Source organism: Marinomonas ushuaiensis DSM 15871, from assembly GCF_000521805.1.
Taxonomy (GTDB): domain Bacteria; phylum Pseudomonadota; class Gammaproteobacteria; order Pseudomonadales; family Marinomonadaceae; genus Marinomonas; species Marinomonas ushuaiensis.
In genome coordinates this window covers 344,048-360,908 of record NZ_JAMB01000001.1, presented here as the reverse complement: position 1 = coordinate 360,908, position 16,861 = coordinate 344,048, and the positions used below count along the sequence as shown (strand labels likewise).

Below are 16,861 nucleotides of genomic sequence, written 5' to 3'. Positions count from 1 at the left end.
CTCAACATGAGCACTGTAAACCCAATAGCATTCCCGAACATTGAAATGGTCAGCAATCAGGCTTGTCTGCTGAGTTTTTGTCAGGTGATTAGCGAAACCACCTCCAATTACATTGCACAAGTGACGCAACACTTAAAATCGTTAGATGGCATTGTGGATTTAGTGCCGTCTTATACGACTTTGTTAGTGGTGTTCAACGACGATTGTTGCGACCGTTTCACAATTTGTAGAACCATTCGTCAAACTATCGAAGCCATTGACCCAAATGACTTCGCACTGGAAGACAAACGGGAAGTCGTGATTCCTGTGTATTACGGACCAGAAGTTGGCCCCGACATTCAGGACGTTGCTGAACATTGTCAGCTGAGTATGGAAGACGTTATCAAGCGTCACAGTGAAACCACTTACCGCGCTTATGCTATCGGCTTCACTCCTGGTTTTGCCTTTTTAGGCAACACACCAGAAGAACTTCATGTTCCACGAAAAACTACACCAAGACTAAAAGTTCCTATTGGCAGCGTTGCGCTGGCGGAGAACCAAACCGCAGTTTATCCAAGCGTCACGCCGGGTGGCTGGCAGATTATTGGCCGCACGCCAGTACAGCTCGTGGATTGGGGAAGTGAGAACCTTGCCTTGATCGCCATGGGGGATTCAGTCAGATTCGAGCCCATCTCAAGAGATGAATTTTTAGTATTAGGAGGTCAGCTCGATGGCTTTTAAAGTAATCAAACCCGGTTTACTGGCATTGCTTCAAGATTTAGGGCGTCATGGGCATCAATCCCTTGGTTTAACCACAGGCGGACCAATGGACGAAATGGCGTTCCGTTGGAGCAATGCTTTACTCGATAACGACACCAATAGCGCACAAATTGAAATAACATTCGGTATGTTTTCTTTAGAAGCGCAAGCTGATACCAGCATCGCCATTACAGGCGCAGACCTTGGTGCTACTTTAAACGACAAAAGCATTTCACCTTGGCGTAGTTACGCCATTAAAAAAGGCGACGTTCTCGCATTCCACCAGCCGATTTGGGGCTTGCGTGCTTATCTCGCCGTCAAAGGTGGTTTTTTGTGCGAACCTACGTTGGGCAGTGTTGCGACTGTTATGCGTGAAAAGATTGGCGGATTAACGGGCAAAGGCGATAAATTGCAAAAAGGCGACGTGCTCAAATATCAGCCTTTTTCTAATCATCAAGACCGCGCGGTACCAAGATTGGCCATTCCTAATTATGGTCAAACAGAAATCCCTGTCATTTTGGGTTACCAATATGAGTCTTTTTCGACGCTAGAACGTGCTAACTTTTTTTCCAGCGATTACCGTGTTTCGGGCAACTCCGACCGCATGGGTTATCGATTAGAAGGCAAGGTCATTACCAGTGATTTGAAAGGGATTATCTCAGAAGGCATTGCTTACGGCGCGATTCAAGTGCCTAAAGACGGGCAGCCGATTGTTTTACTAAGAGACAGACAAACCATTGGCGGTTATCCGAAAATAGGCTGTGTGACGCGCTACGGCGGCGGTACCTTATCTCAACAAAAACCGGGTGATGTGATTCAGTTTACGCCTATCACGGTTGACCAAGCTGAACGCGAACGACATCTCCAAATGTCGAGACTCGCCCAATGGCGTTAGTGAGGAGTCGGCCTTTTAACTTTTCTAGTATCCTATTTAGAACCATATTATCATGGTGTTAAATCAAGCTAAGTAGGACAGTCTTAGCCATTTCTCAAAGATTAAAGGCGATGATTAAAAATGATAAAGTTAAAAGGTTTCACTAGTAATATAGTCCACCATGACCGCCAATTGGACCATAACGATAACCCAATCCATACGCCGATTTATAACTCTGTACCTTACGGTTATAAGAGCACAAAAGATTTAGAAAACGTCTTCCAAGGCAAAACCTCTGGTCATAGTTATGCACGTCAGGCGACACCTACCACAGACAGTTTGCAGTCAATGATTACGCAAACTGAATTGGGTATTGGTAGCCTAGTCTTCGCCACAGGAATGGGCGCCTTGAGTGCGATTTTCCTGACTTTATTGAAAAGTGGCGACCATTTAATTGCCAGTCGTTTTTTGTTTGGAAACTCCTATAGCTTAATCACCACCTTAGAAAACTTCGGCATTGAAGTCACCTTGGTTGACGCAACAGATGCAGACAATGTGATAGCTGCGAAACAAGACAATACGCTGATGGTATTTGTCGAAACCATTGCTAATCCAGGCACACAAATTTCAGATTTGGTTGCCATCGGCAACTGGTGTGAACAAGAAGGTTTGGTCTACCTAGTTGATAACACCATGACCTCGCCGTATTTGTTCCAACCAATTCGCGCTAAAGCCAGTTTGGTAATGAACAGCTTGTCTAAATACTTTTGTGGTCACGGCACAGTTTTAGGCGGAGCAGTAACGGACACAGGTTTCTTCGATTGGTCTACTTACCCTAATATCTTTGATGCTTACCGAAAAGGCGAAGCGAATAAGTGGGGACTGACTCAGATTAAGAAAAAAGCCTTAAGAGATATGGGCGGTACACTAAGCTCTGATGGTGCTTATCAAATTGCGGTTGGTTCAGAAACCATGGCATTACGTATGGACAGATCCTGCGCAAACGCACTTGCTTTGGCTCAGTTATTAGAAACTCATGAAAAAGTCGAAGCCGTTTACTACCCAGGATTAACCTCGCACCCTCAACATGACAAAGCGACCGATTGGTTCAGGCATTATGGCAGCATTTTAAGTTTCGATTTAAAAGACGGCTACGATTGCGCTCAGTTGCTGGATTCCGTTGACATCACCATCAACGCCACGCACTTAGGGGATAATCGAACCTTAGCCTTGCCAATGGCGAGCACTATTTTCTATGAAATGGGGCCAGAAAATCGCGCTAAATCAGGCATCAGTGAACAAATGATTCGCTGCTCTATCGGCATTGAAGACACTGATGATCTATTAGAAAGCTTCCAATTTGGCTTAGATCAACTTTAACCATGCCTCACTAGATAAGAACGAACTGAAGAAAAGCCTCACTCTTTTTTATAAAGGTTTGAGGCTTTTTTTATACCTATTCGTTCATACAACCCTCACAAATAGTTTTTATTAATCAGGAGTTTAAAAAATAACAATTTCATTAATATATGTATTCTCCTTAATATGACTCTTGTTGGTAACGCACTGAAAACATTTTTCATTCTTAAACAGAGAACTCTAGGAGATACATCACATGGTAAACACTCAATTAAAACCGTTTAACGCTTCCGCTTTCAAATCTGGCGAATTCGTAGAAATTTCTGAAAAAGACGTTTTAGGCAAATGGTCTATCTTCTTTTTCTATCCAGCTGACTTCACATTCGTTTGCCCAACAGAACTTGGCGACGTTGCTGATCATTATGCTGAACTTCAGTCTCGTGGCGTTGAAGTATTCTCTGTTTCGACAGACACGCATTTCACTCACAAAGCGTGGCATGACAGCTCTGAAACAATCGGCAAAATCAACTACTACATGGTTGGCGATCAATCCGGCAAAATCACCAATAACTTCGGTGTGATGCGTGAAGGTCAAGGTCTTGCAGATCGTGCGACTTTCTTGATCGACCCTGAAGGTACAATCCAAGCAATGGAAATCACTGCTGAGGGCATTGGCCGTGACGCTGAAGAACTTCTTCGCAAAGTGAAAGCAGCACAATACGTTGCCGCTCACCCAGGTGAAGTTTGCCCAGCGAAATGGAAAGAAGGCGAAGCAACACTTGCTCCTTCTCTAGACCTAGTCGGCAAAATCTAAACCGACTGTTTAGTCAGACCCTAAAAGGGGTCAGATCCCTTAAACAAAGGGATCTATATACATCAGGTCTACTTAAGCGATCTGACCCCTTTTATTCTTTTATATACACTTCTTTCGGAATGCAGGTTTCAAGCCGTTTATTGGCTTGGTATGAATTTTTGCGTCCGGAATTTACAGTAATCCCTCAATTAACGGGTTAAACATCATGTTAGAAGCAAATATTAAGCAGCAATTGGGCGCATATCTAAAGAATATCGTTAATCCGATTGAGATTACTGTGTCCACAAATGGTTCAGAAAAAGCAGAAGAATTAGTTGGCTTGGCTCGTGAAATTACCGAGTTACAAAGCGATAAAATCACCTTGTCTGTAGAAAGTAATTCGGCTGAGCGAGCACCACAAATGGCCATTGGTCCAAAAGACCAAGCACCTCGCGTACGTTTTGCAGGCATCCCAATGGGCCACGAGTTTACTTCTTTGATATTGGCTCTTTTACAAGCCGGTGGTCACCCATCAAAAGCGGCTCCAGAATTACTAGAACAGATTAAGACATTAGACACTGAGTTAAATTTTGAGGTGTACATTTCCCTATCTTGCCACAACTGTCCGGACATTGTGCAAGCAACAAACTTAATGGCAGCGCTGAACCCTAAAGTCACCGCGACTATGATCGACGGCGCGTTATTCCAAGACGAAGTAAATGGCTTGAACATCATGGCCGTTCCGTCTGTTTACTTGAACGGTGAACATTTCGGCCAAGGCCGTATGACACTGGAAGAGATTCTAAATAAAGTAGACACGGGCGCAGCCGACAAACAAGCCGCTGCATTAGCCGAAAAAGATCCATACGATGTGTTAGTCGTTGGAGGTGGCCCAGCAGGCGCCGCAGCAGCTATTTATGCAGCTCGTAAAGGCATTCGTACAGGTGTAGTTGCAGAACGTTTTGGTGGTCAAGTATCTGACACTATGGCGATTGAAAACTTCATTTCGGTAAAAGCAACAGACGGCCCGAAATTGGTCGCAGGTCTTGAGCAACATGTACTGGATTACGATGTTGATTTGATGAAAACGCAAAAAGCGGTTCGTCTAGAGAAGAAAGAATTCGTTGAAGTCGAGCTAGAAAACGGCGCAATCCTGAAAAGTAAAACAGTCATTTTAGCAACAGGCGCACGCTGGAGAGAAATGAACGTTCCGGGTGAGCACGAATATCGTGGCAAAGGCGTCGCTTACTGCCCTCATTGTGACGGCCCATTGTTCAAAGGCAAAAAAACAGCGGTGATTGGTGGCGGTAACTCAGGCATCGAAGCGGCGATTGATCTTGCTGGTATCGTTGAACACGTTACTGTTTTGGAATTTGGCGATACGCTACGCGCCGATGACGTTTTAGTCAGAAAAGCAGAGTCTCTACCGAACGTGACTATCATCAAAGAAGCGATGACAACCGAAGTCATCGGCGATGGCGAACGTGTCATTGGTTTGAAATACACAGACCGTAAAACAGACGAATCTCACCTTGTAGATGTGGCAGGTATCTTCGTTCAAATCGGCTTAGTGCCAAACAGCGAGTTCTTGAAAGACACGCTAACTTTGTCTAACCGTGGCGAAATCGTCATCGACGGACACGGACAAACCTCTATCCCAGGTGTATTTGCAGCAGGTGACGTAACCACAACGCCATATAAGCAAATCATAATCTCTATGGGTGGTGGCGCAACCGCAGCACTTGGCGCGTTCGACTATTTGATTCGTAACTAGGTTACGTAATAAATCAATAAACCATTGGTCTTAGTTAGAGGCTCCTTCCTTCTTAACTAACATAGGTTACCTTTCAAACCGCTATCAAACTTAGCTTGATGGCGGTTTTTACCACATAGCTAAGTTGCAGCAATAAGTGACACTTCCATTAAAAACATCGACCAGAAGAGCTACCAGCGATAGCAAGAAGTCTCCAAAATATAGTCCCCCTCGTAGTAAAGAGCACCATCCTATTACCAAATTATTACCTTCCATCTAGATTGCTTCAGGTGACGTAATGCTATGCAAAAATATTATTTGTCAGGGCCAAACAATATTTCTTCCTTAATTGTGTTAAGGTATAGCTCTGGCATACGAGTTCACAAGTATTTATTGCTTGACCAGTTCTAGCGCTGCCTACTAAGCGTATTCTCGAAATCTCGCGTTCAATCGGTGGCCCGACCACCTTAGACAGACTGTTATATCGGCAGTTAAAGTCTTCATCAAATTGCACCATATTAAGATTTAACCTTGGTGCACATCACTAGAGTGTAATTGTTCGATCCTAAATGGTCCGAGTAACATTCTTCATCTGTGTTTAGCTGTAATAGCGCACTAAATATCACCTGGATATATATATGATTTTTTTGAAAAAAATAGCGGTTTCTACCGCAGTTAGCTCACTTGTCCTTGGCGCGTCAATGGCCCAAGCCGACTCGAAAGAACCTATTGTAATTCCCACCCATAACTGGACTAGCCAAATTACTATGGCGTACGTTATTGGCGGTATTTTTGAAAGCATTGGTGATAACGTTTCTTATGTTCCAGCGGACAGCCAAGCAGTTTATGAATCAGTTCGTAATGGTGATGTCACTATTTCCCACGAGATATGGCAGTCTACTTTCGGGAAATCCTTCAACAACGCTTTAGACGCTGGCGGCATCATTGATGTAGGTAATCACGCATCGCCTACTCAAGAAGAGTGGTGGTACCCAGCTTATGTTGGTGAACTATGCCCAGGTCTACCGTCTTGGAAAGCACTAAACGATTGTTCTGAGCTATTTGCGACAGCAGGAAGTGGCGGAAAAGGTCGTTATCTAGATGGACCTATGGATTGGCATGGTCAAGAAACCTTGGATCGTATCAAAGCACTTGATATGGACTTTACCGCTAAGTTTGCCGGTTCTTCAGGCGCTCTTTGGGCGGAACTAGAATCTGCAAAAAAAGACAACCGTGCGGTTGTGATATTTAACTGGTCACCCAATTTCACCGATGCAGGGGAAGGTGGTAGCTTCGTTGAATTTCCAGAGTACACGCCAGGTTGTAAAATGTCTGATGGTGGCGATGGAAAGTGTGGTTCTCCACCAGCAGGTTGGTTGAAAAAAGCGGCGTATTACCAAATGCCTAAAAAATGGCCAACCGCTTACAAGGTATTCAATAATATATCATTCACCAAAAGTGACATCGGCAACATGGCAGCATTGGTTGATATCGATGGTTTAAGTCATGAAGAAGCCGCTGAAAAATGGCTAGCGGATAACGAAGCCACTTGGAAAAAATGGCTATAAGGCAAATACAATAGCTTGAATGTGCGCATTCAGGCTATGCCTGTTGTTCAATATAAAAGTAGAGATTTTGAGTGGCATTCCCCCAAGCTCTCTACTTATTAATTTTTTTGTCCGCGACAAGTAAGAGTAGATAAATAATCACGCAAAATTATATTGCGCCTGCCAGTCCGACAACTCCATTAATACCGTGCCAACAAAAATTCGTTGCTGCACCTTATTTTTACAGAGACTTAATTATGTCCACACCTATCCAGCCCGTTATTAAATGCGAATCTGTCTATAAAATTTTTGGTGAAAACGCTGAAAAAGTTTTAAAAAAAACGGATGGAGAAGTAGATACTGAATCATTACTCGAGGCAGGATGCGTCATTGGTGTTAATAACGCGTCTTTCGACGTCCATAAAGGTGAAATGCTCGTCATTATGGGGTTATCAGGCTCAGGTAAGTCGACTCTTTTACGCTGTATTTCACGTTTAATTGAAACCACTGCTGGCAATATTTTTATTGATGGCGAAGATCTACTTGGCATGAATGAAAAAGAACTCATTAATGTTCGTCGTAACAAAATGGGCATGGTGTTCCAAAGTTTTGCTCTTTTACCCCATAAAACCGTATTAGAAAACATAGCCTTACCATTACAAGTAAAAGGTATTAGTACTAAAGACAGCATGGCGCGAGCGATGGACATGGTGAATTTAGTAGAGCTAACGGGTTATGAAAACGCTTTCCCTCGTCAACTTTCTGGCGGTCAACAACAGCGTGTTGGTATTGCTCGATCACTCGCCGTAGAGCCTGAAATGTGGTTTCTTGATGAGCCATTTTCCGCTCTAGATCCTTTGATTCGTAAGGAAATGCAAGACGAATTCCTTCGCTTACAAAGCGTATTACATAAAACCATCTTATTCGTTACCCACGACTTTGATGAAGCCCTTCGTCTTGCTGATCGCATCGCCATTATGAAAGACGGTGTCATAGAGCAAATTGATACCCCTGCGAACATCGTTCTTAACCCAGCAACCGAATACATTGCTAAGTTTACTCGCAGTGTGCGACGTGAGCGTGTCCTCTCTTGTCAAACCATCATGGAAGAATATGACGTCAACACCGACCTGAGTGATATCACCGTTTCTAAAAACGCCATTATCGACACAGTAGCAGAACGTGTATTAAGCGAACAAAAGCCAGTCGCTGTCCTTAATGAACAAGACGAGATCGTGGGCACTTTAAACAGCAAAATAATAATACAAGTCATGTTTGGTGAAACGAACAACCTGCCCATCAATAACAACGCAGAGAGCCAAGCCTAATGCATTATTTCATACACCATAAATGGGTGCAGTTTATTGCCTTGCTGGCAATATTCTTTGTTCTTGTCATGGCCATCAGCCCAGTATCCGGTGGCAATTTATGGCGTTTTCAAGAGAATATATTCTGGCTTTTGCCCGACACTCTGAACAACTTCCTTAAATATCTTATCAATGATTTTTGGCTAGTAGAAACGTACGATATTGAATTAGATCTCACTGAAGAATCTACCATGATCAAAGAGTTTACTCGTAGCTTATCTGGTGTGATTCTATTTTTTATCAATCTTATTCGAGAGCTGCTTTTAGGCGGTGTTAAAACCGTTGTAACCTTCACCAGCTGGGACTTTATTAGTGAACACCCGTGGGCTCGAATTCCTGCATTGCCTTGGACTGCTGTAGCATCAGGTGCATTTTTAATGGGTCACTTTTTAGGCGGCCGAAAGTTGTCTATATTAGCGGGGGGCAGCATTATTTATATTGCAGTATTTGGGCAATGGACACCGGCCATGCAAACCCTATCTTTTGTATTAGTCGCCGTGCCGTTATCTGTTTTCCTAGGGTTGATGATGGGAGTCTTTGCTTATAAGAACAAAACTTTCAAAATAATATTGACGCCATTGTTGAATGTCGCTCAATCTATGCCTCACTTTTCATACCTAATCCCTGTGGTCGTATTCTTTGGTATTGGCGACCATGCTGGTGCCATATCGACGGTTATTTTTGCCACACCACCGATGATTCGACTGACTATTTTAGGTCTTAAAAAAGTGTCTCCAGAAGTATTAGAAGCAGGCCTGATGAGTGGCTGCAACCCTCGTCAGCTCATGTTTAAAGTACTTATTCCGACCGCTCGTCATGATATTTTGATCGGTGTTAACCAAGTCATCATGCAATGTTTGGCTATGGCGGTTATCGCATCTTTTATTGGCACAAAAGGTTTGGGCTACGATTTATTAGTATCACTAAACAGGCTAAATATAGGGGAGGCGCTTGAACTGGGTATATCTATCGTATTAATCGCGATTGTTTTAGATAAACTTTCCCTTGCTTGGGCGAACAAACAAGCCGATTACTTTGCGGACTTACCTTTCCATTTACATCATAAATACTCATTAGCTTTCTTCGGTATTTTAGTTGTTACCTCAGCTATTGCTTATGCTATTAGCCTGTTTTTTCCTGATAAGCCAAACTACCTTTATTTTATTAGTGACACACAAGGACTCACAACTAAGAATTTTTGGGACACTATCGTTGATTGGATAATCACTAGCACCTACCAGAGCGTACAAAGTTTTAATGTATTTATGATTACCTCTATTTTGGTGCCTATGAAAGAGGCGTATTTAGCCATGCCAGTAGCGGCGACTTTATTTTTAGTCACGGGTATTGGTTATCTGGTTGGAGGTCTTCGATCCGCTATTATTGTGGCTGCCTTTATTGGCTTTATCGCTTTAACACCTTGGTGGGATCGTGCATTAATTACCGCTTACATGGTGACTTTTTCTACCGTCACGGCAGTTATTATTGGTTGTACTGTTGGCGTTTTATGTTCACGAAATACACGAGCTACTAGGGTGATATTACTGGTTTGTGACACGCTTCAAACCTTTCCCTCTTTCGTCTACTTAATTCCAGTCATCATGTTATTTGGTGTAAGTGATTTGTCTGTACTTATCGCTGTAACCGTATACGCCACTATTCCTGCTACCCGCTACACAGTAGAGGGCTTGAGAAACGTGCCCCAATCCTTACAAGAAGCCGCCTCCATGTCTGGTGTTAATCCTACACAACGTTTATTACATGTCGAATTACCTTTAGCATTTCCGCATATCATGTTGGGCATTAATCAAACCATTATATTCTCTTTATTTATGGTCATTATTGGCGCCTTTATTGGTACCGACGATTTAGGTCAACTGATCATGCAATCTTTGTCGAGATCTAATGGGATGGGGCAAGGTATCATCCTTGGTTTATGCGTTGCTTTTATTGGCTTAGCGGTCGATCACTTGATCCACACTTGGTCAGACCAACGTAAACAAGCATTAGGTATAATATGAAGGTATTACGCTTTATATCTATTCTTGAAGAGACATCACTGTTGTTATTGCTGTGCCGTTAAAACATGTGATAGATATACTTGAGCTAGTGAGCTTATTTAATGGTTATAGCATCGTTGTAGCCATAACTATTAAATAATTTAAAAAGCAGAGACTCTGTCACAGATTCTCTGCTTTTTTATTTAAGCCGACGCTTTTTTCACGAACTGAGACTTCAACATCATGTCACCAGCGCCATCAACTTTACAGTCGATATCGTGATCGCCATCAACAAGACGTTTGATCGTTGCTTTGGTGCCGATTTTTAATACTTGAGAAGAACCTTTCACTTTTAGGTCTTTTGCTAATGTTACTTTATCACCTGCTTCTAGTAACTTACCGCTCATGTCTTTGATGATCAGCGCATCTTCGTCTACGACTTCTTCATTTGGATTCCATTCGTGGGCACACTCTGGACAGATCAACATAGTTTGATCTTCGTAAACGTATTCTGAATTACATTTCGGGCAATTAGGAAGACTCATAGTTATCAATACCTTTGATACAGATGGAGAAAATTTGCGCGCATTATACCCTTATTTTTCGTGTGGTGTTTGTTATCAGCTCATCTAATGGTTCATTTTGATGAATATGCGTCAATCCACGCGAGTAACTCTTCGGCGGGAAGGGCTTTGGAATAGTAAAACCCTTGGGCATATTCACAACCAATCGACGATAGAACATCCTGCTGCTGAACCGTTTCTATGCCCTCGGCCGTGACCGTCAAATGATACGATTTGGCAATGGACACAATGGCTTCTAGCATGAGTCGACCACTTTTATTTTCTGATTCAATCACAAAACTGCGGTCTATTTTTAAATTGTCTAATGGCAACTTGCCAAGATAACTCAAAGCCGAATACCCCGTACCAAAGTCATCAAGGCAAATTTTAATGCCAGCTTTACGTAACGCATTAGCGTTCGTTTGCACTTTATCACCAATGGTCAATAATGCATCTTCCGTTACTTCTACCTCAATAGATCTAGGGTCAATACCACGTGCCTCAACATCGTGAATAAGGCCATCAATCAAAGCTTTAAAGCCAAAATTTCGAGCCGATATGTTAATAGAGACAGGAGTGGTTGCCGTAAACAAATCGGGATTTGCATCAATGATAGACAAAGCCTTATGAATCACACACTTATCTAACTCAAACAAAAGGTTCAGCTCTTGTGCGGTGTCAATGATTTCCTGCGGTGAAATATAATCGTACTCGTCGGTAAACCAGCGCATCAGAGCTTCATAACCAGCAATATTACGGCTTTTCAGGTCGATTTTAGGCTGGAAATACACATCTATTTTGGCGCTTTCTATCACTCCCAAAAACATCTTTTGGATGCCCTTTTTGCGTGTGGCAGCTTGGTGAATAGAGTCATTATATGACGACAAAAATAGGCTATGTTGATGAGAAAACTCTATCGCCATTAAGGCTCGTTCCACGGCATCATTGAAAACACCATTAGTGGCATTAAAGCACCCTGTACCAATACGAATGTCAGAGCTGATGTCTCCAATCATACTTTGTAACGCTTGTTGAATATGTTCGGCTTTATGAAGTATTTGGTTTTCTAACGTATCTGTGGAATGAGTTTCAAAAATCAATAGGAAGCGACTGGCTTGTAAACGAGTACAGTGTTGAAAACTAATACGTTCATCGAGCAAACGAGCGAGTTCGCCAAGAATTTTATCAGCAACCACTTCACCGTTTAATACTCGAATGCGCTCAAAGTCGATCAGCTCAAAGATCATAAAACACAAGTTGGCGCTGTTTCCTGTGCATTTTTCAGACTGATATTGAGAAAATAATTGCTGTACGTAAGCTAATTTGGGCAGCTGGGTAATTGGATCAAAATTCTTTAGCAGAAAGGCCTCATTAGACGCCACCACTTTCTCAGAAATATCAATACCGACAGCCTGAATATGGTTGCCCAATCCATCTTTAACCTGCTTAAACCACCACTCAACCTCTTTGTGCGTATCGTCATGTCGCATCATAAGCGACATCTTCAACTCGTTGGCCAATCCATTTCCAGGCAAGGTAAAGAGCAATTGAGCGTCTTTTTTTGACGACTCAGCCACGCTGTCTAAGAAAATATTGCCTTTAATATGACCATCTAAGAATTGATGCGAAAACGTATTGTTCGACAAAATAATGGTGCCATCAAGCGTTATGCGAACAATATAAAGTCCCTCTGAAGCAAGCACATTTCGATAGCGGATATCTATGTGCTCAAGCTGGTTCACCACATTTTGATAATCAGATAAATCATGGCAAATCCCTACAAACAAGGTGCCGCTGTCGCCGGTATCTGCTCGACCAACCGACAAATGCATTTGAAACATTTGCCCATTTTTCTTCATCGCTGTCACTTCACGGCCTTTACCAATAATCGCCGTTTTACCGCTTTCCATGTATTTATTCAGGTAGCCATCGTGACGAGGTGCATCTTTTTTAGACATCAAAATAGAAACATTTCGACCTAACATTTCCATTTCGGAATAGCCAAATAAGGCTTCAGCCGAAGGCGAAAAGGATTCAATAATGCCACGACTATTGATAATAATAATCCCGTCTGCCGCGGCTTTAAACAAAGCCTTGTAGAGAGGACTTTCCTGATTAATATCCATAATATGTTGTCTGAACCTTAATACCCATTTATGCGCGTTGCCACCCACATTCAAAACAAGAAAAAAATTCTGACGGGGGTAGAATCTGTATCAGTACCGATTGTTTCAAACCCGATTGTATACATAACCCATTGATATGTTTAAGAGAAATTGTCCAGCCAGAGCCTAGGCAATGAAAATAACAAATGATGCCCAGATAAACAAAAAGGCACTATATAGAAAATTACAAAAACATATATTATTTTAGCCAAATTTTAGGCAGTTTTTGATGTATATCATTTTATTTACACAAAAACTGTTTTTTTAGACGTAATCTGATTTTTCTTATATTTTTTACCTTGTAAATATGGCGTTTTTTATTACAAAACGACACACAGATCCCCTCCTGACACAATCAAATAAAATGGACTAAACCAATACCTTTTTCTACACGTACTCTTACTTATGATCCAATCAACCATATAGGAAAAACCACCATGAAACTGGGCGTTATTTGGTTTGGCAACGATTTGCGTTGCGCCGATCAAGAAATACTCTGGCAAGCCGCGCAAGACGTAGATCACCTTGTTTGCCTTTATTGCGATGAGCCTCATAGCCAGCGCCCAAGTCGCTACACCACAAAGGGCATGTCTGAACACCGTCGACGCTTCTTACAACAAGGGTTAGACGACTTATCGGCCCAACTGAGCAATATGGGCCAAACTCTTTATGTTAGCTCCCTAGACGCTGTGACAACCCTAACGATTTTGTTCAACGAAATGCTTATTTCCCACCTCTATCGCAACCATCACGGCGGCTGGGACGAGCAACAATCCCTAGAGCGCATCACCCAAACCTTTCCTGACATTCACCTCAATTTGTGCCATGGCTTGAGCTTATTCCACCCCAATCAGTTGCCCTTTAATGTTACGGATCTACCGGTGTCTTTCTCTAAATTCCGTCGCTCTATGGAACATATTGACACCGCTAGTTTGCTGCCAACGCTTCCTATTTTGCCCTCAATGCCAAGTTTTGAAATTCAACAGATACAGCCTTGGCAATCTACCTCATTAAGCCGTCGGCTGGATGAAAACAGCCCGTTTACTGGTGGCGAACGATCGGCGATAGATCAAATTACCGATTATTTCTCTACGGATTTGCCCAAGCATTACAAAGAAACCCGCAATGAACTCGACGGCTGGGAAAATTCGACCAAATTTTCCCCATGGCTCGCCCAAGGCAGCGTGTCGCCACGCCAAATCAAAGCCAGCTTGGACGTTTACGAGCGTGACCACGGCGCCAACGACTCTACCTACTGGATTTATTTCGAGCTTTTATGGCGTGAGTATTTTCATTGGTACGCCACACGTTATGGCAAACGCTTATTTCTCCCTAGCGGCTTATCAGGTAAACCAGCTCAGGGCAGTTATTACGCGGAGCGCTTTCGTAAATGGAGCCAAGGTAACACGCCTTATCCGATCGTCAACGCGTGTATGAAACAGCTTAACGCGACGGGTTTTATGAGCAACCGCGGCCGCCAAATTGTCGCCAGTTGCTTGATCTACGAACTGGGCATCGACTGGCGCTATGGCGCGGCCTACTTTGAAGAACAGCTGGTCGACTACGACGTGGGCTCGAACTGGGGCAATTGGCAATACGTCGCTGGCGTTGGCGCCGACCCTCGCGGTGGCCGTCATTTCAATTTAAAAAAACAAACGGAGCAATACGACCCCAAACAATGCTTTATTAACAAATGGCAAGGTCAGGCTTTTGATTCACAACTCGACTCGGTCGACGCGGCTGACTGGCCTATTTTCCCATCCTCATGACACACTTTGCTTCCCCAGCCACGCCATCAACAACGCCTGCGGTGGTGTGGCTCAAACGTGATTTTCGCCTGACCGACCACGCGCCTTGCAAGACACCGCCTACATGAACTTTCGCATGCGCGCCATGATGGTGGGCTTTTTGTGCCACCATTTGAACATCGACTGGCGTTTGGGTGTGCATCATTTGGCGCGACTGTTTTTGGACTTTGAACCCGGCATTCATTACCCACAGTTTCAAATGCAAGCGGGGGTAACCGGCACCAATACCATTCGCATTTATAACCCCGTGAAACAGGGGTAAGACCAAGATCCAAAAGGCGACTCATGACTCACTACCACACTCTTCGCGTTATTCTGGGCGACCAACTTAACGCCGCGCATTCTTGGTTTCGCCAAAAAGACGAGGGCGTTTTGTATCTCATCGCCGAATTGCACCCGGAAGCCACCTACGTCAAACATCATGTACAAAAACTCTGTGCGTTTTTTCTTGCCATGGAACGCTTTGCCGACGGCTTAACCAACGCGGGGCATCGCGTTTGTTATTTAACTCTTGATGAGACAGTTAACAAAAAAAGTGACGAAATCGCGCCGCAGTCTCACGAGCAGGTGATGTTATCCATCGCTGCACAGCATCAAATTTCTCGCATCGAACTGCAACGCCCCGACGAATACCGCGTACTGCAACACTACCAAGCATTCATTGATCGTCACGAATCAGACAACGAGAGCGCCTTGTCTGTGAGCATGGTCGACAGCGAGCACTTTTTACTGCCATACGACGACATTCCGCACTATTTCAAACCCAGCGCGACGGTGCGCATGGAGAATTTTTATCGCAAAATGCGCCAGCGTTTTAACATTCTCATGACCGACGAAAAACAGCCCGAAGGCGGCCAATGGAACTACGATAGCGCCAATCGCAACAAACTCAAAGCGCAAGACCTCGCAGCGATCCCTGAGCCTTTGTGCTTTCAGCATGATGTGACCTCGATTTTGACGCGCCTCGAACGCCACCAAATCACCTCAATCGGCAAAGCTCATACCTCTCTTTTGTGGCCTGTCACCAGCCAGAATGCTCTGCTTTTATTGGACTATTTCTGTGAGCATTTATTGCCGAATTTTGGGCGTTTTCAAGATTCGATGACCAGTAAAACACCTCACAGCTGGAGCCTCTATCATTCGCGTTTGTCTTTTGCCATCAACTGCAAACTCATCAGTCCCAAACACGTTATCAAAGCCGCAATGAACGCCTATAGCGAAAACGATGAGATCGACATTGCGCAAATCGAAGGCTTTGTGCGGCAAATTCTTGGCTGGCGCGAATACGTGCGCGGTATGTATTGGGTCAATATGCCGAACTACCAAGAGCAAAACGCCCTCAACGCCGAACGAGCGTTACCCAGCTATTTCTGGACGGGTGACACCAAGATGCACTGCCTTTCCAGCGCCATCGGTCAATCTCTCGACTACGCCTACGCGCACCACATTCAGCGTCTTATGGTCACCGGCAATTTTTGTATGCTCACGGAAATCCAGCCAGCACAGGTGGACGAATGGTATTTGGGAATCTATGTGGACGCGCTCGAATGGGTAGAATTGCCCAACACGCGAGGCATGAGTCAGTTCGCCGATGGTGGATGGATCGCCTCCAAACCCTACGCCGCCAGCGGCAGCTATATCCAAAAAATGAGCGACTATTGCGGTTCGTGCCATTACAAGGTGAAAGAAAAAACCGGCGAATTGGCCTGCCCTCTGAACAGCTTGTATTGGAACTTTATGGTGAAACACCGCGAGCGCTTGGCCAAGAATCCACGCATTGGCATGATTTATGGCAACTGGGATAAGCAAAGCGACGCGCAAAAACACGCCGTTTTAGACCGCGCTAACTGGTGCTTGGAACACCTCGACGACTTGTGATGTTTACTTTTCATTT

At 43.8% G+C, this 16,861-nt stretch carries 14 protein-coding genes; 11 read left to right on the top strand and 3 right to left on the bottom strand.

Features of this window, described 5'->3' with window-relative positions:
- The first annotated feature begins 6 nt into the window (after positions 1-6).
- The 8 genes from pxpB (at position 7) to MUS1_RS01600 (ending at position 10,452) form a co-directional block, all read left to right on the top strand.
- On the top strand, positions 7-720 hold the full coding sequence (gene pxpB / locus MUS1_RS01635) for a 5-oxoprolinase subunit PxpB (RefSeq protein WP_036158176.1): 714 nt from the start codon (positions 7-9) through the stop codon (positions 718-720).
- Positions 710-1,633, top strand: a complete 924-nt coding sequence (locus MUS1_RS01630) for a 5-oxoprolinase subunit C family protein (RefSeq protein WP_036158173.1) — start codon at positions 710-712, stop codon at positions 1,631-1,633. Before pxpB ends, MUS1_RS01630 begins: the two co-directional genes overlap by 11 nt.
- 120 nt (positions 1,634-1,753) lie before the next feature.
- Positions 1,754-2,992 (top strand): cystathionine gamma-synthase family protein, encoded by a 1,239-nt coding sequence (locus MUS1_RS01625; RefSeq protein WP_211236406.1) that lies wholly within the window; start codon positions 1,754-1,756, stop codon positions 2,990-2,992.
- Between the two features lie 235 nt (positions 2,993-3,227).
- Entirely contained in the window at positions 3,228-3,785 is a 558-nt protein-coding gene (gene ahpC, locus MUS1_RS01620; RefSeq protein ID WP_036158170.1) for an alkyl hydroperoxide reductase subunit C, read from the top strand.
- A 205-nt stretch (positions 3,786-3,990) separates the two neighbouring features.
- Positions 3,991-5,538 (top strand): alkyl hydroperoxide reductase subunit F, encoded by a 1,548-nt coding sequence (ahpF, locus tag MUS1_RS01615; protein WP_036158167.1) that lies wholly within the window; start codon positions 3,991-3,993, stop codon positions 5,536-5,538.
- A 617-nt stretch (positions 5,539-6,155) separates the two neighbouring features.
- Positions 6,156-7,085 (top strand): ABC transporter substrate-binding protein, encoded by a 930-nt coding sequence (locus MUS1_RS01610; RefSeq protein ID WP_036158164.1) that lies wholly within the window; start codon positions 6,156-6,158, stop codon positions 7,083-7,085.
- Between the two features lie 236 nt (positions 7,086-7,321).
- Entirely contained in the window at positions 7,322-8,392 is a 1,071-nt protein-coding gene (locus tag MUS1_RS01605) for a quaternary amine ABC transporter ATP-binding protein (protein ID WP_036158162.1), read from the top strand.
- Positions 8,392-10,452, top strand: coding sequence for an ABC transporter permease (locus tag MUS1_RS01600; RefSeq protein ID WP_036158159.1), 2,061 nt, complete (start codon positions 8,392-8,394; stop codon positions 10,450-10,452). Before MUS1_RS01605 ends, MUS1_RS01600 begins: the two co-directional genes overlap by 1 nt.
- A gap of 182 nt (positions 10,453-10,634) precedes the next feature.
- On the opposite strand, the gene MUS1_RS01595 is transcribed toward MUS1_RS01600, so the two are convergent.
- Together MUS1_RS01595 and MUS1_RS01590 are read right to left on the bottom strand one after the other, a co-directional pair.
- Positions 10,635-10,976 (bottom strand): zinc ribbon domain-containing protein YjdM, encoded by a 342-nt coding sequence (locus MUS1_RS01595; protein ID WP_211236405.1) that lies wholly within the window; start codon positions 10,974-10,976, stop codon positions 10,635-10,637.
- Between the two features lie 92 nt (positions 10,977-11,068).
- Positions 11,069-13,120, bottom strand: coding sequence for a bifunctional diguanylate cyclase/phosphodiesterase (locus tag MUS1_RS01590; protein WP_036158156.1), 2,052 nt, complete (start codon positions 13,118-13,120; stop codon positions 11,069-11,071).
- A 476-nt stretch (positions 13,121-13,596) separates the two neighbouring features.
- Here MUS1_RS01590 and MUS1_RS01585 point away from each other — a divergent pair, with 476 nt between their 5' ends.
- Positions 13,597-14,928, top strand: a complete 1,332-nt coding sequence (locus tag MUS1_RS01585; RefSeq protein ID WP_036158152.1) for a DASH family cryptochrome — start codon at positions 13,597-13,599, stop codon at positions 14,926-14,928.
- Here MUS1_RS01585 and MUS1_RS16120 read toward each other — a convergent pair.
- Positions 14,909-15,112, bottom strand: coding sequence for a hypothetical protein (locus MUS1_RS16120; protein WP_169731097.1), 204 nt, complete (start codon positions 15,110-15,112; stop codon positions 14,909-14,911). The genes MUS1_RS01585 and MUS1_RS16120 overlap by 20 nt on opposite strands.
- Here MUS1_RS16120 and MUS1_RS15815 point away from each other — a divergent pair.
- A complete protein-coding gene (locus MUS1_RS15815) occupies positions 15,032-15,229 on the top strand; it encodes an FAD-binding domain-containing protein (RefSeq protein ID WP_211236404.1) in 198 nt (65 codons plus the stop codon). The genes MUS1_RS16120 and MUS1_RS15815 overlap by 81 nt on opposite strands.
- A gap of 23 nt (positions 15,230-15,252) precedes the next feature.
- A complete protein-coding gene (locus MUS1_RS01575; RefSeq protein ID WP_036158145.1) occupies positions 15,253-16,845 on the top strand; it encodes a cryptochrome/photolyase family protein in 1,593 nt (530 codons plus the stop codon).
- Positions 16,846-16,861: the final 16 nt, after the last annotated feature.

Excerpts from the sequence above, each read along its gene's own strand:
- MUS1_RS01575 (WP_036158145.1), top strand. The coding sequence starts at position 15,253 with ATGACTCACTACCACACTCTTCGCGTTATTCTGGGCGACCAACTTAAC.
- MUS1_RS01610 (WP_036158164.1), top strand. The coding sequence starts at position 6,156 with ATGATTTTTTTGAAAAAAATAGCGGTTTCTACCGCAGTTAGCTCACTT.
- MUS1_RS01590 (WP_036158156.1), bottom strand. The coding sequence starts at position 13,120 with ATGGATATTAATCAGGAAAGTCCTCTCTACAAGGCTTTGTTTAAAGCC.
- MUS1_RS01605 (WP_036158162.1), top strand. The coding sequence starts at position 7,322 with ATGTCCACACCTATCCAGCCCGTTATTAAATGCGAATCTGTCTATAAA.
- ahpF (WP_036158167.1), top strand. The coding sequence starts at position 3,991 with ATGTTAGAAGCAAATATTAAGCAGCAATTGGGCGCATATCTAAAGAAT.
- ahpC (WP_036158170.1), top strand. The coding sequence starts at position 3,228 with ATGGTAAACACTCAATTAAAACCGTTTAACGCTTCCGCTTTCAAATCT.
- MUS1_RS01625 (WP_211236406.1), top strand. The coding sequence starts at position 1,754 with ATGATAAAGTTAAAAGGTTTCACTAGTAATATAGTCCACCATGACCGC.
- MUS1_RS01585 (WP_036158152.1), top strand. The coding sequence starts at position 13,597 with ATGAAACTGGGCGTTATTTGGTTTGGCAACGATTTGCGTTGCGCCGAT.
- MUS1_RS01595 (WP_211236405.1), bottom strand. The coding sequence starts at position 10,976 with ATGAGTCTTCCTAATTGCCCGAAATGTAATTCAGAATACGTTTACGAA.
- MUS1_RS01630 (WP_036158173.1), top strand. The coding sequence starts at position 710 with ATGGCTTTTAAAGTAATCAAACCCGGTTTACTGGCATTGCTTCAAGAT.
- MUS1_RS16120 (WP_169731097.1), bottom strand. The coding sequence starts at position 15,112 with ATGATGCACACCCAAACGCCAGTCGATGTTCAAATGGTGGCACAAAAA.
- MUS1_RS01600 (WP_036158159.1), top strand. The coding sequence starts at position 8,392 with ATGCATTATTTCATACACCATAAATGGGTGCAGTTTATTGCCTTGCTG.
- MUS1_RS15815 (WP_211236404.1), top strand. The coding sequence starts at position 15,032 with ATGAACTTTCGCATGCGCGCCATGATGGTGGGCTTTTTGTGCCACCAT.
- pxpB (WP_036158176.1), top strand. The coding sequence starts at position 7 with ATGAGCACTGTAAACCCAATAGCATTCCCGAACATTGAAATGGTCAGC.